The following is a 20,425-nucleotide window of genomic DNA, read 5'->3' on the forward strand; positions in this document are numbered from 1 at the left end:
GCTTTCTCCAGCTGCTTGTTTCGCTGCTTGAGTGCTTCCAGGTTTTGCTTTTGCTTCTCATTCATGGGTGGTAAAGATATAAGTCCTTGCTCAATCTTACGCTGGTCGTCCGTAACCCAATGATGAATAGTTTTGACATTGTGTACGCCAAGCTCCTGCATCACTTGCTTGGCATCTTCGCCTCCAAAAAGCACGCGAAAGGCTGCTGCCTTCTTGACTTCCTCGCTATACTGATAGCGGTTAAGTAGTTCTTTGATGTGGTCTTCCATAGGGATAGTTTGTTTAAAAACTGTCAACCTATTTCAGGAGAAGACCGACGTCGCCTCCCGGTTTCTTCTTTACAATGTCTGTTTTACGTTCATACTGCTAGCTGATATGTTCCTGCTGACTGCCGTGTACCAGCTATCTGATCGGAAGAAGGACACCATCTATTTTGCGCTGCTTGTTCTGGTGGTGCTCAGCGTAATTTTTGTCATACCGCAGTATGGTTGGGGCTGGATAGTAGGAGGAGCTTTACTGGAAGTAGTCATCAAATTAAATATGCTACGCATTGCACTACAGTCTGCAAAAAAGGGGAAAAGAGGTGCCTGGTTTATTGCCTGGGGAGCAATATGCTGTCTTCTGTTCTTCGTTTTTTTTCTTTCAATGGGTGTGTTTTCAAGAGAATTCCTCCTAGGCTTGTCTCCCTTCAGGTCCATACTCTATATAATATCTGTTTTAAGCATTCCCATAGCCACCTCTGTATATCTGGGACTTGATTTCGCCTTTATCAACAGCACCCTCAATAGAAAGCTGGCGGAAGTTGAGGAACTATCACAGAAAGCCATCACTCAGGAAAAAGAGAAGCAGGAACTTTTAGCTTCACAAAACGAAACGCTTGAAAAGCAGGTAGCCGAACGCACGTATGAGCTGAGCCTGTCCTTAAAGGAGCTCAAGGCCACGCAGACCCAACTTATACAGAAGGAGAAAATGGCCTTCCTGGGTGAGTTGACAGCCGGGGTAGCCCATGAGATACAGAACCCTTTGAACTTTGTAACCAATTTCTCTGAGGTGTCCGTTGAACTGTGCTCTGAAATCGAGGATGAAGCAAAGGCAGGTGACCCTGAAATGGTTCTTTCCATCACAGCTGATCTAAAGCAGAACCTACAGAAAATTCACCACCATGGGAAACGGGCCGACGCTATTGTCAAGAACATGCTGCAGCACTCCCGCACAAGCGCAGGCGAAAAGCAGCTGACTAACCTCAGCGCCCTGGCAGAGGAGTACCTGCGCCTCTCCTACTCCGGCATTCGGGCTAAAGAAAAGAACTTTCAATGTACCCTCGACACCTCCTATGACCAGAGCTTGGATGATGTGGAGGTGGTGCCGCAGGAGCTGGGGCGGGTGCTGCTCAACCTCTTCAACAATGCCTTCTACGCCGTGCAGCAAAAACAGAAGCTGGGGCTGGTGGGGTATGAGCCGAAGGTGGCGGTCAGCACTGCAACCCGGAAGGGAAAAGTGGAGCTACAGGTGTGGGACAATGGTACTGGAATTGCCGAGAGCATTAAAGGCAAAATCTTCCAGCCTTTCTTCACAACCAAACCCACCGGGCAGGGTACTGGCTTAGGGCTTTCGCTCTCTTACGACATCATCACAAAAGGGCACGGAGGAGAACTGAGCATGGATACTGTGCAAGGAGAGTGGACGGAGTTTACTATCACGCTTCCTTATGTTCCTGTAGCCCAAGAGCCCACTCGACATGCAGTTCATTACTAAACATAATCAGCGTTATGAGGTGCCGATAAGCTATTTTCAGTAGGACCTCCTCCACAGCTATCTTTCATCTCAAAACCATACATTGTTTGATACAAGACAAATAGAGGCCATAGGCCTAGTGCAGTGCACAGCCTAATTGCGTCAGCGCAAAGGCTTCTATTTTCATTTCAGTAAATTGGTGATTTTCAGGACGAGCCTCGGGGAGTATGTATTGCCAATACTTAACAGCAGGAGCTAACCAGTTGAAAATGACAAAGATAAGCACTTATAGGCGCTAGCAATACCTGGTGTTCTCACTACCCCTGCTGTACATTAATCAAGCCGCCATATATCAGTTGCCAAGTAATCACCATTGTTATAGCCTAACCCTATAATTGCCCGGCCCTCCAGGGAGATAGCATTTATTTCGTATACTCCGTTTCCGGGATAACCCTCCTCAAGCCCATGCCACTGGTCTGCCGCGGGGTTATATCGCCACACTTTGATGGGCTGGTTAAAGTTGTAGGCGGCATTGTTCAAATCACCAAGCACATAGCCGTAGCCGTTTAATGAGAAGCCCCTCATGCTGATGATAGAGGGCGGCAGGCTGGCTTTCTGCTGCCAGCTATCCTTGACTGGGTCATACTCCCAGCTTGTGCCGTCTGCCTCCATGCACATGCCCTTCCCATTCACCACGAACCCCGCGGCAACATCTGTGCCCGGATAAGCAGCCAAGGCTGAATAGGTGTCTGTCGCCGGGACATAGCGCATGACTTGCCCGGTGAAGCCGACGAGGTAAATCTCATCCTCTATAACCAAAGGGACCTGGACATGCAGAAGGGCGTCGGGAACGTCGTTTTTCTGCTCCCAGGTGTTCTGCCCGGCATCGTACTGCCAGAGGCGCTTTCCTCCTAGGAAGTACCCTTTGTCACCGAGGCTAAAGACAAGGGGCGGCATGAGCATCTTCTCGGGAAAATTCCCCCTTTTGTCCCAGCTATTGTACCCAGACAACCGCCACACGCCCCCCTGTTGCTGACGGCAAACACCTGGTTGGCGATACCCAGCAGGAAATTTGAGCCATTAAACCAGGGCTCAGGGTCAACGATGGGCTCATATTGCGGCATGTCTGTGAGCAGGGTCCAATGGGCGGAGGCATCGTCAGCGGTATCAACCACCACCAGCACCATTGTGTCTGTTGCCGAAACACCCCCCTCAGCCGTCACTTTCAACACAAACAGGTACTCTCCCTCTGTCAACTCGCTTACCTGTGTTTGGGCAGCTGACGCATCCGCTATATGGAAAGAGAGTGGGCCGGCAATTTTGGACCAGCCGTAATTGGTTATATTCCCTTTCGTAGCAGAAGACTGGCTGCCATCTAAAAGCGCATTGTCCTGTGGCAAGGTGATGGACTGGTCAGGGCCGGCTTTGGCTTCCACTGTTGTTTGTAAGTCAGCGTCTAAGTCCTCTTGGCAGGAGAGGAGTGGCAGCTGCGCTAACAGCAGGATGAAAGTTAATCTGAGGTGTGGTTTCATAACAGATGCTTTAGGGACAGGCGATGAGTAGCAGGAAAACGAAAAGCACTTGGCTGCTTCAGGTACTGCTGAAAGGGCCAGCTATAGAGCGAGGGTGGAGTCAATAAGCAGGAGGTGTCAAAACGGGGAACGCAGTGCGGAGTCAGCAAGGGCACCAAAAGCAGTGTCGTGCTAGCGGCACTGCAGGCATGCCGACAAGGCGGCATGAGCCTATTCTTCTGCAAGTGGAAACACAGCTGTCAAAAATGTGGCTGCTACGTTAGAAGGAAAAACCTATTCAAGTTATACGTCTCACAAGAAAATCGGTAGAGCTGTAATTAAAATTTTTATTGATTAAATTGCAGTAACAGGTAAATACGGTAGAACTATTTGTAAACTATTTCAGGATTATACCATGACCTCTTTTTTGAGCAAAGTCTAAACAGCGCCTATACCAGCAATTATGCCACCTTTGCCTTAAATTTATGGCGATTAACTTACAATCCAATATAACGGCAATATAGTCATATAATAAACACGTATGTAATAGTGGCCATGCCTGCTACAGTAGCAGCTATTTTCCGGAACCCATACTTCTATCATCTAAGAGCGAGGCTCTTACTTTTACTTGAATACACCTCCTATACCGATAGCGCACCCCTGCAATTGGTATTCGTGATAACTCTAAGTTGAGCTATACCCCATGTGCTTAAATTCGGGCAGCTCGTCGAGAAACAAGCTCCTATTGTAGGCGAGGGAAATCTGCTGATTCGTCATCAGGAACAATAATTTCCCACAAATTCTACTCAGCCTTCCAAATGCGACGCCATCCCGGCCACATGGGCAAATACTTATGCCATGTTCTGAAGACAGTAAAAAATCCTGCATCACATCTAAAAAACTGTAGGAGAAAGCAACTAGTATCCGCAGCAATTTTACCTCTTCCATATTCCTTTATCATTTCACCAAACAAATAATTCGCTATGAAACCACTATTCAAGTCTTTGTTATCCATGCGCAACCGCCGGAAAGCATCTTGTCTGTTCGTGCTTTTCCTCTTCAGTTTTTTGTACAGTTGTGAGCAAATAGAAGACATCTTTGACGAGCCGCCAAAAGACAGCCAGGGGAATGCAACTCAGGAGAGTGCCACTGTGGTCTATGACTGGTACAAACTAATAGCCCGGACTCAACTGCGTGCAAACCCGCAACCCGTCACATTGCTGAATATCAGAAATTTTGCCTATATAGGAGTAGGCCTCTATGAAGCAGTACGCCCCGGCATAAAAGGCGCTGTGAGTTTATCTACCAAACTCTACCTAATGCCAGCCATGCCCAAGCCGGATTCACATCGGGAGTATTTGTGGGGCGCCGCTGCCAATGCTGCCTTGGCCAGTATGTTCAAGCAGCTTTTAGTGGGGCTGTCCGAAGCTAATATAGCCCGTATAGATTCAATGGAGAATGCCTATAACAACCGTTTCAGGCTAAGCACCTCCGATGCCGTGATTAGCCGTTCTCAAGCCTATGGCCGTGCGGTTGCCACAGCCATCTACAACTGGTCTACCACAGATGATTTTAACCTTTCTAGCCAAGGCTATGAATTACCCCAGGGTCCTGGTGCCTGGGTACCCAATCCTCCAGGCTTTGCCAATCCGGTAGGTCCTTTTTTAAAGGATTCAAGACCTTTCCTGGCCTATAGCCTAACCGCTACAACGCCTCCATTACCTTTTCCTTATTCAGAAGATGAGTCATCTCAGTTCTATGAAGCAGCAAAAGAAGTATATGATATCTCAAAAACGTTGACTGATGAGCAAAAGGCAATCGCCAGATGGTGGGCTGATGGGGGAGGAACAGGTGTAGGAGTTCCTCTACCCGGGCATATTCTTTCTATTATAACAGGAATACTGGAAAGCAGGAATGCGAAGCTTGGGAGAGCTGCCGAAATTTATGCCAAAACCGGTATAGCGATGAGAGACGGTCATTTTATTGTATTTCGGGATAAATATCATTATAACCTGCTTCAACCAGTGATCTACATTCGCCGGCACATTGATCCAACCTGGCTATCTTATTTGCCTTCCCCTCCTTATCCTGAGTATCCTTCCGGAAAATCCGGATATTATAGTCCTGTGATGCAGGTGCTAATACAAGAGTTTGGTGATATTCCGGTAACTGACAACGCGTATGCCTGGAGAGGCGATGAACCGCGGCATTATGCTTCCATTTCAGAATTGAACCAGGAGGTGGCTATGTCCAGGGTTTATGGCGGCATACACTACAAATTCACGATGGACACTACGCGGGAAATAGGCAGAGAATTAGGTAATTATATAGCTAACATTGATTTGACTCCCCACTAACTCATCCGGATATACAAGCCTCAGGTTTACAATGTTAAACCTGAGGCTTGTATGTACTTGATTCTTTCATCTGCCTGTTAGAAGACATACTTTACCTTGGTGTATCCATGAGGCCACCCAAGGTAAAGCTGTAGGATAAGGAAATGGACTACTACACCAGTTCCGGGAATTGAAAACACAGTGAGAAGAGCATCAAACGCACCTCTGACGCCTGACAAAGAACGTCAACAAGGTCAGAGCAATCGTTCTCAACGGCCAGGCACAAGAAGCAATGATCTGAAGACGGTAAAAAATCTGAACAACATCCAAACTCCTATGAGAAAACAATTCTTAACCGCAGCAACTATTCTTTCGGCAGCTATCGTTTTTCATTCATGTGAGCTGTTAGATGATGAGCTAAAGCCACACAAGGGACGGTATACAATTGAAAGGATCAATGAAAACAACTTCCATTCCAAGGGATGGAGAGAACAGCAGGTCAACAATGTCTCTGGCAATCAACTCTTTTCAGATGAGTCTGAACACGTGGAGATTGTTTGCGGGCCTGAAAACAACAGTAACCCGCGCTTGCTTGAAGGGAGTGTCAAGATGAACCTCCCCACCTCTGATGACCCGACACTGAGAAGGGTTCGCCTTCGCAGGGTCGGATACAACGGAACACGCTTAGCGGATTTAACAGAGCTAAAGTACAGTACCTACGTCATCAAGCAATCGCCAACCATCATGGTTTTACAGGTGGATTTGGACAACGATGGGGACAGGGATGGAAATATATTCTATAACCCCTTAGAGTATTTCCAGGGCAATGCCTACATCCCTGTCGTGTACAACACCTGGCAGCAATGGGATGCGCTGAAGGGGATATGGCATATTGAGCTTATGGAGCTACCGGAGTTTTCGGATAACATAGTTACCATAAAGGAATTAATCAGCATACCGGCATATGCCGATGCACGTATTATTGATACGCCGCCTATGGGACATAATGGAGAGGGTGTGCGCTTTACTATAGGAGGCAACCCACGGGAACTGTTTGATAATACCATAGGCTATTTTGATGCTTTGATTATCGGAACAAAGAATCAGAAACGTTCAACGCTTTTTGACTTTGCCTGTAACCCTTCGGATCAATGACAGGGTATATGATGCGTAGAGCAGGTTATTTTATTATTTTACGATCATAATTCCCCGCTTTCCTGGGTCACATGCTCTGACCGGCAACAGGAGAAAAACATTCGTTCCTGGGGAACATAATCGGCGTTATAGAACAGTGAAGGCTCCCCATTATGAGGAGCCTTTCTTGTAAACTTCTTGGCAAAGCCTTTAAAAAATTTGCTCGCCATATTGTACTACATTTACTACATTACGTACATGAAAGAAAACGAGAACAGGAAGGATGACAGAGCCACTCTCAAGGTTCCCCACTCCACCAGGCAGAAGGTGACTATGTTGGCCGCTGCCTTGAGTGTGCCGATGTATCAGGCGATAGATGACTTGGTATCACAAAAGCTTGCAGAAATGGGTGTAAACATCAAAGATAAAAATACTATGACACAGCGAGATGTAATAGATGCCATGGCGGCATTAGCAGAAGTAGTAAAGGTGAACAGGGAGATACCAGGCTCTGAGAGCATTATAGCAGAAGCCAATGAGAAGATAAAGGAGTTCATCCCTTTGTTAGGGGCTGAAGCAGTAGCAGGGGCTACTGATGTGTCTCATCGTGTGGGGGAGATAGTATCAAAAGAGGAATTGGCCGCTAAATACGGCTATAGTGTAAAGGAAATCGAACTTTTAATTCAGGACGCCCTTGCCATCCTGAAGGATGTTTATTCCGATGCACTGGTTATAGAGTTGCTTGATATGGTCAAGAAACACAAAATGAATTTAATCACGACGAAACACTTAATGCTTCGGGACCTGAGAAGGAGGGAAAGTCACGGCAGGGCATAATCAGTCCTGGTGACACTGCTTATAATCCTCAGCTGATAGGTGCCCCTTCATGTGAGCAGCTATGCCCACTGTACTTTCTTATAAGCCCATTTATGTTAAGCAAGACGAACGGTTTCGTGCATGAGACGGGCAAGGCCATCGGTCGACGCATGTCTTGTGCATAGTGTTGCTTGCAGGCACTTCTTCATTTATTTTCGGCAAATATTACCTTAATTCTGACTTTGCTTACTTCTTTTGCAATTGAGATAAAACTTGTCTGGCAGGAGACTTTCTATAAATGCTGCTACTAGATTACCGTACAAACTTTAGTTTTTAACTCTGGCATAGATGCCAACCAACTGAAGTTTTATCCAACTTGCGGTCCTAAAATCATAGTAGTTCTTACTTACCAATAGCTCAAGTGTATCCTTTTCAACTACCTTAATATCTTCAAGCTTGCCCCACAACTCCTCATTCTGCTGCTCCACGTTAGTGCGGTCAAGGTGAACAACTTTATTCTTTTCATCATAGCTATACCCATAACCAATGCCATTAAGACCGTTTCTGAGATAAGTTACTGCCCCATTGTCCCAGGTCATACGTGGATCTGGGAAAGGTACAGATAGGCGCTGTGTATTGTGTCTCATAGGCCTTATCTCCAAATAACTATGAGGATGATTAAAGTTATATTGAGTATTGATAGTAGATTGGCTGATCTGTTCCATTGCATTGGTAGAGACATTGCCGTCATTGTTCAGATCTACCTGCCTGTCCGCCTCCAGCGATTCCATCCTGTAATAGCCCGCAATGCTTGGCATTTTCTCATCCTTTTTACAAGCAGTTGCTAGCAGCATAGCAAGAAAAACAAGAGAATAGATCGGGAGTAAGATGTGGGGATGTAATTTGCTTATTTTCATACTATACTTTTTTAAATAATATTATCTTAACCCAATCTGATCTCATTCTTTCTCAAGGTGAATGTTTCAGCTTACAAGCAACGTTTAGTATGTATGGAATTCTATTCGGCTTATCTGTCGAAATCGACAAATAACCGGAACCGGACTGCCTAATATACTATATATTCCGGTCAATATAACATACACCTGCCTAGAGTCTCCGCTCCCGCGAAAGTACCAAAATCAGCGGGTGCGATTCCAGCCATTCAGGGCTGTTTCGCTTATAACTACTGTTATGTTAATTAGAAGCCGCTTCTAAACAACGTACAATTCCGGACGCACAAGGGGTAACACTTTTCAGGCAAAACCGGGATTCGCTTCCAACAATCTCCAACAATTCCACCCTAAACCAGAAAAGCCCGTGCATCACTGCAGGAGCTTTTCTGTGTTCAACTAATCAATACTAAATGAAAGAGCTATAAAAATAAAAAATCCTGATAATCTGTGATATGAAGGGCAAAAAAGCCACTCCTCACCGGATGTTTTTTTTGTCGTTACGATGAGCTGGCGATGTGACTTTTACCTTTCATCGTGATACGAACCATGGGAGGCATATTCATTTCTTCTACACCGGGAGGCCCTGCTGCTTCAACGTGGCCTTGCAAATTTAATCTGTGGTACACGCTCTCCGCGTTCTCTCCTTTTGTCAACTCGGCAAACCTTTGATGGTCTATTCTTTCTGCCGGCGCTTTTGCAATCTCTTGCAACACTTCAAAATCTGTCATTTTTTTATGGGTTAGGGTAAAAAATGAGTTATGTACAAAAATAACAATTATACCAATCAGTCATTGCATATTCTACCCCTTAAAAGTCTATTTCGAAACGGTGTATTCAAATACTGAAATTGCCTCCCTATACTTTGTAGAGTTCTATAAAAAAAGAAGCCTCTGCAGAACAGAGGCTTCATACCCACGATGTACCCAAATGGCCATAGCAGAGCCGTTAGAATAAACTCACTAGTAAGCCCAATTAGTCTATGCAGCTCGTATATAACATGCTGCAACCTGTTTCACTTCCAAACATTCACCCCTCCGGGAATTTGATTGCAAGTTGTGTTTTTGTGGCACAAAAACACAACTTGCCAGTGCCTCTGGCCTAGGGCTAAGTATTCGCAACTCATACTTACAAAAGGGAAGAAAATATCAGCCATGAATAGAGTGGAAGAGGGTACTTCGGTAGTGGCCACGGCAGATAGTTCAGGAGCGTCTACCCGCTTTCTTTAAACAACTTTTTCTATAGCTGCGCTTTAACAAGCTGAGCCGCCTTTGCGCGTAGTGTAGACGTACAGCAGCTCTACTGAACATAATGATACTTATCAGCCAAAGCTAAATTAGCAAAAGAGGAGCTATAGTCAATAAAACTATAGCTCCTCTTTTGCTAATTCCTCAGTCACTTGTTAACACAGTAAAAATCAGCGATGGCAGTTAAATCATCGAAAAGATTGTTCCAGAATTGAGAGCTTTGGTCGACCTCAGAAAAGGCCGATTAGCAGAATTGCTGTTCGGCCTTTTGTTTTTAGCTCTTTATGATGCCTAAAATGAGCTTTTTCTGTTCGCCCATCAACTCATGAACACTTGCGGCAACTAGAGAAGAAAGCTTGCACTTTGAGAACGTTGACAGCAGAAATGAGAAAATAAATCTTGGACAGATAGTGATGGCCATTCCCAAACTAATTTGCATCTGAATGCTGAGAACATCAAAGCAAATATCAATTTTACGCTACACTAGTCCGACTTCTGGGTTTGGTTACTCCATAAAATAATGACAATAGAAGACTTTTAGGGAAAGAGAAAATTTGTAGATTTATATGCTTCGTAGCATATTTAAACAAAATTTTCTCTTTTATCAATTTGTAAGTGAAGACGCGAATATCAGGATACTATCCATTTTTATTCTTTGTACTCTTTTTAGGCATTCAACACGTATGTTTTGCACAATCAAAAAAAGCAAATGTATGGGCTTTCGGGTATAATGCTGGTATAGATTTTAATCAAACTCCCCCGGTTCCCATACATACATCTGCTATACAGGTAAATGCTACTGCTACTATCTGTGATGAAGAAGGTAACTTGCTCTTTTACACTGACGGAAGGCGGGTATGGACTGCCCAGCATGAAATAATGGTAAACGGAACCGGATTAGATGCTCATGATGGAAACATTAGCCAGCAGGTCATCATTGTACCAAAACCAGGCTCAAGCACACAGTACTACATCTTCACAATCAGCGATGATTTTTGGGATCACAAAGTACTTTATCATGAAGTTGACTTCACCTCTAACCCTTCTGGTGAGGTAAGTTCAAAAAATAATAACCTAGGCAGTCATAAACTATTAGTAAAAATAACCGCTGTGTTGCATGCAGACAAAAAGCGTGTATGGGTGCTCGTTCAAGGTTCTTTAACTAATGAGATTTACACTTATCTAATAGATGAAAGAGGCATCAAGCCGGAACCAGTCATTTCTAAAGCGGGTACAGCTACAGGAGGTTTGGACTATGGTCAGGCAAAGTTCAGCCCAGACGGAACTAAAGTAGCTATTGCCAATGGCCTGGAGAGCCAAACAGTGAAGTTATTTCATTTCAACAATAAAACAGGGCAACTTGATAATGGTATTCAGCTAAAGTATGAGGGCAATACTGAAGGTTTAGAGTTTTCACCAAACAGCCAACTATTATACATATCTTCCAGATTAGGTTCCTGCTCCCCAGGAGCCAGTGTTCTGAAACAATATGATCTAACAAAATGGAATATAACTGCAATAACAAGTTCAGAAAAGATCATTGCCCAGGATGCGGACAATTTTGGCATGCTTCAGTTAGCCCCAGATGGCAAGATCTACATGGGCGGCAGAACCGGCAGATGCAGGGAGAATGAATACCTTGATGTTATTCATGCGCCAACACTACTGGGCAAAGCTTGTAATTTTGAACAGGATGGCCTTAGCCTTGGGGGTAACATGACGTGGCAAGGTCTTCCAAATTTTATTCAATCGTATTTATATGAAGATCCTTGTTTACTGGGAGCTAATCCTCCTGCTGTCTCTCTGTCTCAAGATACGCTCTATGTGATTAACAACAATTCGGAAAAGGTAACTGTAAATAGTTATGGAAATCACTTTACTTGGAGTGATGGTAACACAGATACCATCAGGTACTTTGCAGAAGCCGGCACGTATTCGGTAACAGCTTCTAATGGGTGCGGCCAGCAATCTGCCAGTTTAGTGATTATTAACCTTGAACTTTTTATTCCTAATATATTCACTCCCAATAGCGATGGCCTAAACGACACCTTCCATATCAGAGGATTAAACAAGGTGGAAGGCAGCAAACAGTTAACCATCTACAATCATCATGGACAAGAAATGTATAAAAATACTAACTACCGGAACGACTGGAGCGGGAAAGGCCTAACATCAGGGGTTTACTTTTATAGCCTTCAAGTGCCTAACTTGGGAAAGAGATACAAAGGTTGGGTTGAAGTAGCAAGATAGAAGGTAAATTAATATACCGACTACTACCATAAAAGCTTAATACATATCATGAGGTAAAGGAATCCAAGAGTCATCTATCTTGTATTCTAGAAAGCACTTAGCTATTAACTAGCTCGCTTTTACTAAGGTTAGGATTAGCGGTCATAATATATTAGGTGACGGGCTCTTAGAAAGTAGCTATAGCTGGATAAACTAATAGTTCTCTTAACCTGTTATTTATATAGCTAACAAGCGCGATAAAAATCAGCGATGGCAGTCAAATCAGCGAAGAGATTGTTCGATAATTGAGTGTCTTGGTCTACCACATAAAAAAGCCTGAATCGGAAACGATTCAGGCTTTTTTGATACAGACTCTATTTTTTCGGTTCGATATAGCCATAGTGATTATTTTGCAGGACCTTGTTTGCCTGCAGGAACACTTTTTCATTGACCGCTTTCTTCTATTTTTCCTGTACAAGTCTGTTAGTACGCTGTGGACAATAATTCTGCGGTTAAGGGTTCTTAAAGATTCTGGATAGGCGTTGCTTCTAAGCCTCAGTCCTATTATGTTTACTCCACATTCGGCAGGTGTTGTCTATTCTAATTATGATAACCTTCTTCAGTAGCCTGCCTGTCTCATACACTATGATTATAATTTCGCCTTTATCGTACCCGCTTGATGAGTACTAATTTAACTAAGGCAAGCGCTGTAGAAACAGGGAACACTGTTGCACCGCCACTTGGATGAACTGTATCGCACAACAAAGGCATTCTGATAAACAAAGCGCAATGATACTTTTCTTCGGGTTTCATAATTTTGGAAGCACTAAAACTACTTTAGGCTCCTTCAAGGTGTAAGCGTAACAGCAAAGCAACGAAAGGGTAAGTATCTGAAAATATAGCCTGATGATGAAAGACTAGTCAGTATATTTACGAACTATACTTAAATAATAAACTCCTATTATTTAGAGATCGGTTTGTTTTATAGGGTATTTTAAACGAAAACAGAGGGCATAAAAGGTTTTTATGATACTGTACATTAAATACATGGTGAGTTTGCGTTGTAAAATGATGGTGAAGGAAGAACTGAGCAAACTGGGCCTGCAGTATGTGGTGGTTGACTTAGGCACTGTTGAGATACTCGAAGACATAACACCGGAACAGCGCTCACTTCTGAAAAGCAATCTTCTTCTTTCTGGTCTTGAACTGCTGGATGATAAGAAAAGTATCCTGATAGAAAAGATTAAGAACGTCATCATCGAGATGATCCATTACTCTGATGAATTTCCTAAAGCAAATTATTCAGACTTTATCAGCGAGAAACTGGGCCACGACTATACGTACCTGGCCAACATTTTCTCCGAGGTGAAAGGCATCACCATACAGCATTTTATCATCTTCCATAAAATTGAAAAAGTAAAAGAGTTGCTGTTATACAAAGAGCTTAATCTTACAGAGATAGCCCACAGGCTACACTACAGTAGTGTCGCCCATTTATCTAATCAGTTTAAGAAAGTCACGGGCCTCTCCCCTTCCTTTTATAAGCAGCTAAAGCAAAAGCGAATGGCCAATTTGGAAAACATGTGATATATGTAACATACATTTCTTTATATGTAACAAATTTCTATCCAAACCGCCCCACCTTTGTAACATCAAAACAGGAGTGCTACAACAGGCACATCTTCCGCCAGTAACGGATATTAAAGCCCCACTGATTGTTATCAAATCTTAAAACACCCGCATTACCAGAAGCATCAACAACAGCACGCCAGCAAGGCATCAAAAAAGATGTTCAGCGTTAATGCAGCTTCTCCTTTCCTAAGGTCAAACATCTAGGATCAGGTTCCTGATCACCAACGCATACCACCATACCCATACAGTTAATTCATACAGGTCACGCTGCATTTCAACTCAAAATAAAAAGCAGGTTCTATAGTGCTGCGCGCTGAAATATAAACACACTACTTGACAAGCCTTGCTATAACCTACCCACATAATATAAAACCACCCTTAACAGAAATTAATAACATACTACATGAAAAGATTATTTACCATCGCATTAGCCATCCTGTTTATCAGCTTTTTCCAACCTGATGCAACTGCCCAGGAAAAACACGGCAGCACATTAAACTTAGGTGTAGGCATAGGCGGCTACGGCGGCTATTATAAATATACTAATCGTACCTTACCAGTCATCAATGTTAACTATGAGTTTGATGTGGCGAAGCGCTTTACGCTGGCACCTTTTATAAGCTTCTCCACTTTCTCGAACGACTACCGCGATAACAACAACTACTATACTTACCGCGAATCAGTGATTCCTGTCGGTGTGAAAGGCTCTTATTATTTTGATGATATACTGCGTGCTAATTCCAAATGGGATTTTTACCTGGCCGGATCATTGGGATTTGCCATTGTTAACGCACGTTGGGATGATCGTTACGATGGAGACAGAAATTATTACCGCAGAGGCAACCCCTTGTTCCTGGATCTGCACGTTGGCACAGAATACCACTTTAACAACAGGGTTGGAGCCTTCCTCGACCTCTCTACAGGTGTATCTACCATAGGTATTGCCATTCATTAATCAACTTTATCCAATTAGAATAAGCCTATCCTGTTACTAATGTGCCGGTTTAAAACTCCGGTTGTTGGTTTCAGGAAAGGTTATTTTTATTCTAACTAATTCATAGGGTTTCTTTTGACGCGGCAACGGCATCTTTCTAAATTTATACTTTAGAGGTTAATGAATTAATGTTGAGGCACAAACGTCATAAGTACAGATAACAGAACCAACCTGCTTTACATGTTTGTAAAGTCCTGTTACCATTGCTTACCATTTCGCTCCAGGTTCTAATCACTTTCCCAGTAGCAACACCGTACTATACTCCCGGATCTGAGTATGCACTTTACGAATACGAATGAAAATATATATTAAGTACATGGTGAGTAAGCGCTGCAAAGTGCTGGTGCAGGAAGAGCTCCTAAAGCTGGGCGTACAGTCAGAGTACGTGGTAGTTGACCTGGGCATGGTTGAGATACACAAAGATATTACCGACATACAGCTTGAGCAGTTAAAAGAAAACCTGAGTAAAGAAGGCCTGGAGATACTCGATGACAGCAAAAGTAAACTCATCGACAAGATAAAGTCGCTGATCACAGACTTGATTCATTCTTCAAAAGAACAGCCAAAGGTAAATTACTCCGTTTACATCAGTGAACAACTGGGGTATAACTATAACTACCTGGCCAACATCTTCTCCGAAGTGAAAGGCATTACCATTCAGCAATTCATCATTATCCATAAAATAGAGAAAGCAAAAGAACTGCTGTTTTATGATGAGCTCACCCTTACAGAAATTGCCCATCGCCTGCATTACAGCAGTGTCGCTCATTTATCCAGCCAGTTTAAAAAAGTGACTGGCCTTTCTCCTTCATTTTACAGGCACATAAAAAACAAACGCGAGGGCGTGCTCGAGAACCTGTAAAATTTGATACATACTTGAATAAGTATGTAAGATATTCCCTTGTATCTCTCTCACCTTTGTGCCTCCTATAGTATGTGTATTCATATAATAGGGTGCTTTTGCTATGGCTTCATTTTCAGGTATTTACCCATTAGCCTTACGAAAAGCATTGAGATTCTCAGGCTTGAATAGATTCACAATCGTCTGCCTGAACATTTCATAAAGCTTGTTTACAGAACCTGTTAGGGTAACACATCGACCTGTTAATCCAGAACAATACCTCAACTTCCAAAACCGCTTACGCTTGCCTATGAACCTTCAAAAACTAGAAACCGGAAACACTTCTTTCGATCATATTTCTCATGGCGGGTTGCCACTAGGCCGAACCACACTCGTGGCTGGTTCCTCCGGTAGCGCAAAAACGCTATTTGGTGCACAATTCCTGGCAATGGGTATTCAGTTGTTCGATCAACCGGGAGTTTTTGTCACGTTCGAAGAACAGATAGACGATATCCGGAACAACCTGAAAAGCTTTAACTGGGATATTGATACCTGGGAGAAAGAAGGGAAATGGATATTTGTGGATGCCGCCCCGAAAGAAGAGAATGTCGTAGCTGTTGGCGATTTTGACCTGAGCGCTTTCAGAGTCAGGTTAGAAAGGGCTGTTCAAAGATGCAAAGCCCAACGGGTAGTTATCGATTCTATAGGCAGCATTTTTACGCAATTTCACGAGGAGGTACATACCATCCGGCGGGAACTGATACAGGTAGCCCTTACCTTGTCGCGTTTAGGTGCAACGTCTATTATTACGGCCGAACGCCTGGAAGAATATGGTAAAATCACCCGCTTCGGAGTAGAAGAGTTTTTGACAGATAACGTGATTATTTTACGAAATGTGTTACAAAAAGAGAAGCGCAGAAGAACTATAGAGATCCTGAAGTTCAGGGGGAGCAACCATGAAAAAGGCGAAAACCCTTTCACTATAAACCCTGAAAAAGCTATCGTTATTATCCCGCTGTCGGCCATGAACCTGAAGCACACCTCTTCTGATGAACGGGTTACTTCTGGCATACCTGCACTGGACGACATGATAAACGGAGGTTTTTACAAAGGCTCTATTAACCTTGTTTCCGGGGCAATCGGGGCTGGTAAAACATTGCTGGTAGCCAACTTTGTGAAGGGAATCCGGGAGAAAAAAGAGCGCTGCCTGCTCATGGCTTTCGAAGAAAGCAGCGAGCAGCTTTACCGTAACGCAGCCGGCTGGGGCATCGACTTTAAGCAACTGGAAGAAGAAGGGCTCCTGAAAGTAATATGCGTTTATCCGGAGATCTCTTCCCTGGAAGATCATTTCATTAATATCCAGGAAGTTGTAGAGAGCTTTAAGCCAAACAGAATTGCGATCGACAGTTTATCTGCTTTATCGCGCACATCTACTGACAAAGGTTTCCGGGAGTTCATTATTGCCTTCACATCATACCTCAAGCACCAGGAAATAACAGGCATGTTTACGTCCAATACGCCCTTGCTGGCAGGTGGCACATCAGATACGGAAGGTAACATCTCTCCTATAACAGACTCTATTATTCTGTTGCGCTATGTTGAAATGTCCGGCGAAATGCAACGAAGTATAGCTGTCCTTAAAATGCGCGGCTCCAAGCACGATTCTTCTATCCGGAAGTTTTCTATTACAGATGAAGGGGCTAACATAGGAAAACACTTCGAAGGTTTAAGCGGCATTCTTACAGGTAACCCGATGCTTATTCAAGTTGAGTAGCAATTTTGAATCACACCCATGTTTGCCGGCATTTACCGGCACTTTTAGCCAATCTATTCAATTTATGAGCATGCATGTTTTTCAGCTCTTTATTAACGGACACAGTCCCAGTTCAATTGAGGCAGTCGACACACTTCTTAAAATCTGCAAGGAAAATTTAGATGGTAATTATCAGCTTGAAATAATTGATATACAGAAAGACCCTGATAAGGCAGAAGAAGCAGGTATTATAGCTATTCCTACCCTGATTAGAATGATGCCAACACCAGTTAACCGTATTATAGGAGCCCTTAACGTAAGAAGCCGCGTACTAGCCGGATTAGGGATTTCTAGTATGCACAAATAAAGTTCAAGCTTATGTGCAATGTAACTACAAGTTGAAAATTTAACATTGCCTGTAAGTATACATATAGCTTTTCCAATTTTTTCTCAATCACCAAAGATTTCATCTTCTTAGCTTATATTTTCAGCAATGTCGTTTTAAAATGGGTTTTGAGAATTTTTTACACTCTTATTTAATTAGTGATTCCAGTTTGAGAAACATTTTGTTTCAATTTTAAGGTAAAGCAGGCGTGGTGCGGTTGATACATGAATAATCGTTGAACCTATAGTCGTTTCAGAATTGCCTGCCACCGAACATTCAATCTTTAGTAACCCTTCATTGCATTGGCAAAGGTCACTGTTTTGACGCAATAGTAAAAAGATGAAAAAAAATATATTGCTGATAGATGATGATGCCACCTACATTTATCTCCTGAAGTACCAGCTGAGAAAGCATCGAATAGTCGGGGAGATTGTCACCGCATGTAATGGCTCAGAGGCGTTAGAGATCATCAAAAGAGGCCTTGAAAGTGGTGAACTGCCACAGGTCATTATCTCGGACATTGAGATGCCGCTTATGAGTGGCATCACGTTTTACAAGGAAATAGCAAGGCTCAAGCTGATTGACTATGCAGTCACAAGGGTAGTACTCAACAGCAGCAATTCTCAGTACAAAGTGCTGGACTGGTCAGTGGAAAGTCCCCATGTTGTCTACTTTTCAAAGCCATTGACGGAGGAACACCTGCTAACGATACTTGCCAACTAGTTTCAGACTATTTATTTGTACCAATAGACAATGGCTTGCACACTAATAAACTTTCCTTTCACTCAACCCTTATAGTGAAGTTCTGGTGCAGCAGCATGCTCAAATAACTTGTACCTAAAGGCGAGGTCAACTCTATTCTCCAGAATTCCCCTGCTTATATATTCATCTAAGACGCAGCGTTTCCTATGCTGCACCACGCATTTTCTGTTTCCAACCTAAACCTTGAAGCCAAATCGACTATCAATTTAAGTTATTTTCAAAACATGTGATTTATGTAATATATACGTATCAATATGTAACACATCACAATCTGATCAGCCCCATCTTTGTAATATCATAAAGCTGTGCGTAGTATAAGATGCACACACCCGCCAGTAACGGAACATTAATAATTTACCACATTGAATTTAAAAAGACTATTGACATCCCTTGCTATGGCATCGGTTGTTGTAATTGCCGGATGTAAGGAAGATACATTCATTGAAAGTTTTGGCGTCTGCCCTGTTGTTTTATCCACCAGCCCTGAAGATGGCGCCACGGAGGTATCCCGGGAAAAGACAGTAACGGTTACTTTCAACGAGAAAATCAATCCTGAAACAATCAACCAAACATCCTTCTCGTTAGTAGGCTCAGAGAATGTTCCCGGCACCATCACCTACAACACTGAAAACAACACGCTCTCTTTCGACCCAACCAACCGCCTTGAACCCGCTACTACCTACACAGGTAGGGTAACAACATCAGTGAAAGATTTGATGGGCAATGCCCTGCAAAGAGATCATGTATGGACATTCAGTACCGGTGCACTTGTATCGCCTGTTGTAGTTTCTACTGACCCGGCGAATACGGCAACGGGCATTATGCTAAATAAAGCAATAGCCGCTTCCTTTAGTGTTCCCATGGACCCTTCGACGCTGAACACGACTACATTCACCGTAAAGCAAGGTGCAACCGCAGTTGCAGGAACAGTTACCTATTCCAACACAACAGCTGTCTTTACGCCTGCCAGTAACCTGGAAGCAAATACAGTGTATACCGGAACCATAACAACTGGTGCCAAAAACACAGAAGGCACCCCTCTGGTAAGTAACTATGTATGGACTTTTACCACTAAACCTAACACCGTACCCACTGTTACCGCTACCGACCCTACTAACCAGGCTACTGGTGTTACTCTTAACAAAGTGATTACTGCCAATTTCAGCGAAGGTATGAATCCTTCAACACTCACGGCAACGTCCTTTACTTTGAAAACAGGAACAACAACAGTGGCTGGCGACATTATCTACACCGGCACAACGGCCAGTTTCACTCCTGCCAATAACCTGGCTGCTAACACTACCTATACTGCTACCATCACTACTGCAGCCAAGAGCACAAATGATATAGCCTTAGCCGACAACTATGAGTGGACATTTACGACGGTAGCCAATAATACCTCTCAACCAGGTACACCGGCAACACCACAAATGGGAGTCGATTTGAAAACTGCGGGCCGCTTCGGCATCTTTGCTGGTGTAGGCATCAGTAACAATGCAGGATTTAGTGAAATCAGAAACTTGGATGTGGGTATAACACCGGGTGTTCGCTCATCCGTAACTGGTTTTCCGCCGGCAATTGTTGTGAACGGCGCCATTTACGCATCCGATGACATTGCACCTCCGGGCACTGCCGCCATGCTGTTAGAGGCGAAGCAGGATCTGCTGGAAGCTTACCTCTTTGCTGAAGGCGCATCTTCTCCGGCACCAGCCACAGTAGCTGGCGACCAGGGTGGCAAAACACTTGCCCCGGGTATTTACAAATCTACTTCTACTTTATTAGTACAGGCCGGTGATTTAACACTGGATGCACAAGGCGACCCGAATGCAGTATGGATCTTCCAAATAGCTTCAGACTTTACCACTGTTGGTGGTGCAGGCGGTAACATTATACTTACTGGCGGCGCACAGGCTAAAAACATCTTCTGGCAAACAGGCAGCTCCGCCACCATCGGCGACGGCACATCCTTTAAAGGAAACGTGCTTGCCCTTACCTCTATCACCATGAACTCAGGTGCCAGAGCAGTAGGTAGAATGCTGGCGCTGAACGGCGCGGTAGTCATGACCAATACCAACATCATTGAGAAGCCTTAATCAACACG

17 protein-coding genes are annotated in these 20,425 nt (G+C 43.7%); 12 read left to right on the plus strand and 5 right to left on the minus strand.

The genetic code is table 11. The features are described 5' to 3' along the window. On the minus strand, window positions 1-269 hold a 269-nt coding region (locus tag E1919_RS15870; protein ID WP_162054393.1), incomplete at its 3' end, for a hypothetical protein. A 106-nt stretch (window positions 270-375) separates the two neighbouring features. On the opposite strand from E1919_RS15870, the gene E1919_RS15875 reads away from it, so the two are divergent. Next, window positions 376-1,755: a sensor histidine kinase gene (locus E1919_RS15875; RefSeq protein WP_237144476.1), complete on the plus strand. Its 1,380-nt coding sequence runs from the start codon at window positions 376-378 to the stop codon at window positions 1,753-1,755. 312 nt (window positions 1,756-2,067) lie between these two features. Here the strand turns inward: E1919_RS15875 and E1919_RS15880 are convergent, their stop codons facing one another. Both E1919_RS15880 and E1919_RS15885 read right to left on the minus strand, forming a co-directional pair. Next, entirely contained in the window at window positions 2,068-2,691 is a 624-nt protein-coding gene (locus E1919_RS15880; RefSeq protein WP_162054394.1) for a Kelch repeat-containing protein, read from the minus strand. After that, complete coding sequence (locus E1919_RS15885; RefSeq protein WP_162054395.1) at window positions 2,646-3,266, minus strand: PKD domain-containing protein; 621 nt, start codon at window positions 3,264-3,266, stop codon at window positions 2,646-2,648. Before E1919_RS15885 ends, E1919_RS15880 begins: the two co-directional genes overlap by 46 nt. Before the next feature lie 962 nt (window positions 3,267-4,228). Here E1919_RS15885 and E1919_RS15890 point away from each other — a divergent pair. From E1919_RS15890 to E1919_RS15900, 3 genes are all read left to right on the plus strand, one after another. Next, window positions 4,229-5,602 carry a vanadium-dependent haloperoxidase gene (locus E1919_RS15890; protein ID WP_162054396.1) on the plus strand — a complete coding sequence of 458 codons (1,374 nt, stop codon included), beginning with the start codon at window positions 4,229-4,231 and terminating at the stop codon, window positions 5,600-5,602. 315 nt (window positions 5,603-5,917) lie between these two features. Beyond that, entirely contained in the window at window positions 5,918-6,736 is an 819-nt protein-coding gene (locus E1919_RS15895; protein ID WP_162054397.1) for a hypothetical protein, read from the plus strand. A 237-nt stretch (window positions 6,737-6,973) separates the two neighbouring features. Further along, a complete protein-coding gene (locus E1919_RS15900) occupies window positions 6,974-7,552 on the plus strand; it encodes a hypothetical protein (protein WP_162054398.1) in 579 nt (192 codons plus the stop codon). Window positions 7,553-7,857: 305 nt separating this feature from the next. Here E1919_RS15900 and E1919_RS15905 read toward each other — a convergent pair whose 3' ends face one another. Together E1919_RS15905 and E1919_RS15910 are read right to left on the minus strand one after the other, a co-directional pair. Next, window positions 7,858-8,448, minus strand: coding sequence for a hypothetical protein (locus E1919_RS15905; RefSeq protein ID WP_162054399.1), 591 nt, complete (start codon window positions 8,446-8,448; stop codon window positions 7,858-7,860). Window positions 8,449-8,981: 533 nt separating this feature from the next. Continuing rightward, window positions 8,982-9,212 (minus strand): hypothetical protein, encoded by a 231-nt coding sequence (locus E1919_RS15910; protein WP_162054400.1) that lies wholly within the window; start codon window positions 9,210-9,212, stop codon window positions 8,982-8,984. 1,131 nt (window positions 9,213-10,343) lie between these two features. Between E1919_RS15910 and E1919_RS15915 the strand changes: the two genes are divergently transcribed. The 8 genes from E1919_RS15915 (at window position 10,344) to E1919_RS15950 (ending at window position 20,417) form a co-directional block, all read left to right on the plus strand. Next, window positions 10,344-11,978, plus strand: a complete 1,635-nt coding sequence (locus tag E1919_RS15915) for a gliding motility-associated C-terminal domain-containing protein (RefSeq protein WP_162054401.1) — start codon at window positions 10,344-10,346, stop codon at window positions 11,976-11,978. Between the two features lie 1,005 nt (window positions 11,979-12,983). Next, window positions 12,984-13,544 (plus strand): helix-turn-helix domain-containing protein, encoded by a 561-nt coding sequence (locus tag E1919_RS15920; protein ID WP_162054402.1) that lies wholly within the window; start codon window positions 12,984-12,986, stop codon window positions 13,542-13,544. A gap of 448 nt (window positions 13,545-13,992) precedes the next feature. Continuing rightward, a complete protein-coding gene (locus E1919_RS15925) occupies window positions 13,993-14,544 on the plus strand; it encodes a hypothetical protein (RefSeq protein ID WP_162054403.1) in 552 nt (183 codons plus the stop codon). A 334-nt stretch (window positions 14,545-14,878) separates the two neighbouring features. Continuing rightward, the gene (locus E1919_RS15930) at window positions 14,879-15,445 is read left to right on the plus strand and encodes a helix-turn-helix domain-containing protein (protein ID WP_162054404.1); all 567 of its coding nucleotides are present in this window, start codon (window positions 14,879-14,881) and stop codon (window positions 15,443-15,445) included. Between the two features lie 289 nt (window positions 15,446-15,734). Beyond that, window positions 15,735-17,198, plus strand: coding sequence for a circadian clock protein KaiC (gene kaiC / locus E1919_RS15935; RefSeq protein WP_162054405.1), 1,464 nt, complete (start codon window positions 15,735-15,737; stop codon window positions 17,196-17,198). A 22-nt stretch (window positions 17,199-17,220) separates the two neighbouring features. After that, window positions 17,221-17,544, plus strand: coding sequence for a circadian clock KaiB family protein (locus E1919_RS15940; protein WP_162054406.1), 324 nt, complete (start codon window positions 17,221-17,223; stop codon window positions 17,542-17,544). A gap of 357 nt (window positions 17,545-17,901) precedes the next feature. After that, window positions 17,902-18,285, plus strand: a complete 384-nt coding sequence (locus E1919_RS15945; RefSeq protein WP_162054407.1) for a response regulator — start codon at window positions 17,902-17,904, stop codon at window positions 18,283-18,285. A 434-nt stretch (window positions 18,286-18,719) separates the two neighbouring features. Beyond that, complete coding sequence (locus E1919_RS15950) at window positions 18,720-20,417, plus strand: Ig-like domain-containing protein (RefSeq protein WP_162054408.1); 1,698 nt, start codon at window positions 18,720-18,722, stop codon at window positions 20,415-20,417. The last annotated feature ends 8 nt before the right edge of the window (window positions 20,418-20,425 follow it).

The sequence above is a fragment of the Pontibacter pamirensis genome (genome assembly GCF_010015475.1).
Classification (GTDB): Bacteria; Bacteroidota; Bacteroidia; order Cytophagales; family Hymenobacteraceae; genus Pontibacter; species Pontibacter pamirensis.

Coding starts and splice junctions, on each gene's coding strand:
- E1919_RS15910 (WP_162054400.1), bottom strand. CDS start 9,212: ATGACAGATTTTGAAGTGTTGCAAGAGATTGCAAAAGCGCCGGCAGAA.
- E1919_RS15945 (WP_162054407.1), top strand. CDS start 17,902: ATGAAAAAAAATATATTGCTGATAGATGATGATGCCACCTACATTTAT.
- E1919_RS15920 (WP_162054402.1), top strand. CDS start 12,984: ATGATACTGTACATTAAATACATGGTGAGTTTGCGTTGTAAAATGATG.
- E1919_RS15895 (WP_162054397.1), top strand. CDS start 5,918: ATGAGAAAACAATTCTTAACCGCAGCAACTATTCTTTCGGCAGCTATC.
- E1919_RS15875 (WP_237144476.1), top strand. CDS start 376: ATGTTCCTGCTGACTGCCGTGTACCAGCTATCTGATCGGAAGAAGGAC.
- E1919_RS15905 (WP_162054399.1), bottom strand. CDS start 8,448: ATGAAAATAAGCAAATTACATCCCCACATCTTACTCCCGATCTATTCT.
- kaiC (WP_162054405.1), top strand. CDS start 15,735: ATGAACCTTCAAAAACTAGAAACCGGAAACACTTCTTTCGATCATATT.
- E1919_RS15900 (WP_162054398.1), top strand. CDS start 6,974: ATGAAAGAAAACGAGAACAGGAAGGATGACAGAGCCACTCTCAAGGTT.
- E1919_RS15930 (WP_162054404.1), top strand. CDS start 14,879: ATGAAAATATATATTAAGTACATGGTGAGTAAGCGCTGCAAAGTGCTG.
- E1919_RS15890 (WP_162054396.1), top strand. CDS start 4,229: ATGAAACCACTATTCAAGTCTTTGTTATCCATGCGCAACCGCCGGAAA.
- E1919_RS15925 (WP_162054403.1), top strand. CDS start 13,993: ATGAAAAGATTATTTACCATCGCATTAGCCATCCTGTTTATCAGCTTT.
- E1919_RS15880 (WP_162054394.1), bottom strand. CDS start 2,691: ATGCCGCCCCTTGTCTTTAGCCTCGGTGACAAAGGGTACTTCCTAGGA.
- E1919_RS15950 (WP_162054408.1), top strand. CDS start 18,720: ATGGCATCGGTTGTTGTAATTGCCGGATGTAAGGAAGATACATTCATT.
- E1919_RS15885 (WP_162054395.1), bottom strand. CDS start 3,266: ATGAAACCACACCTCAGATTAACTTTCATCCTGCTGTTAGCGCAGCTG.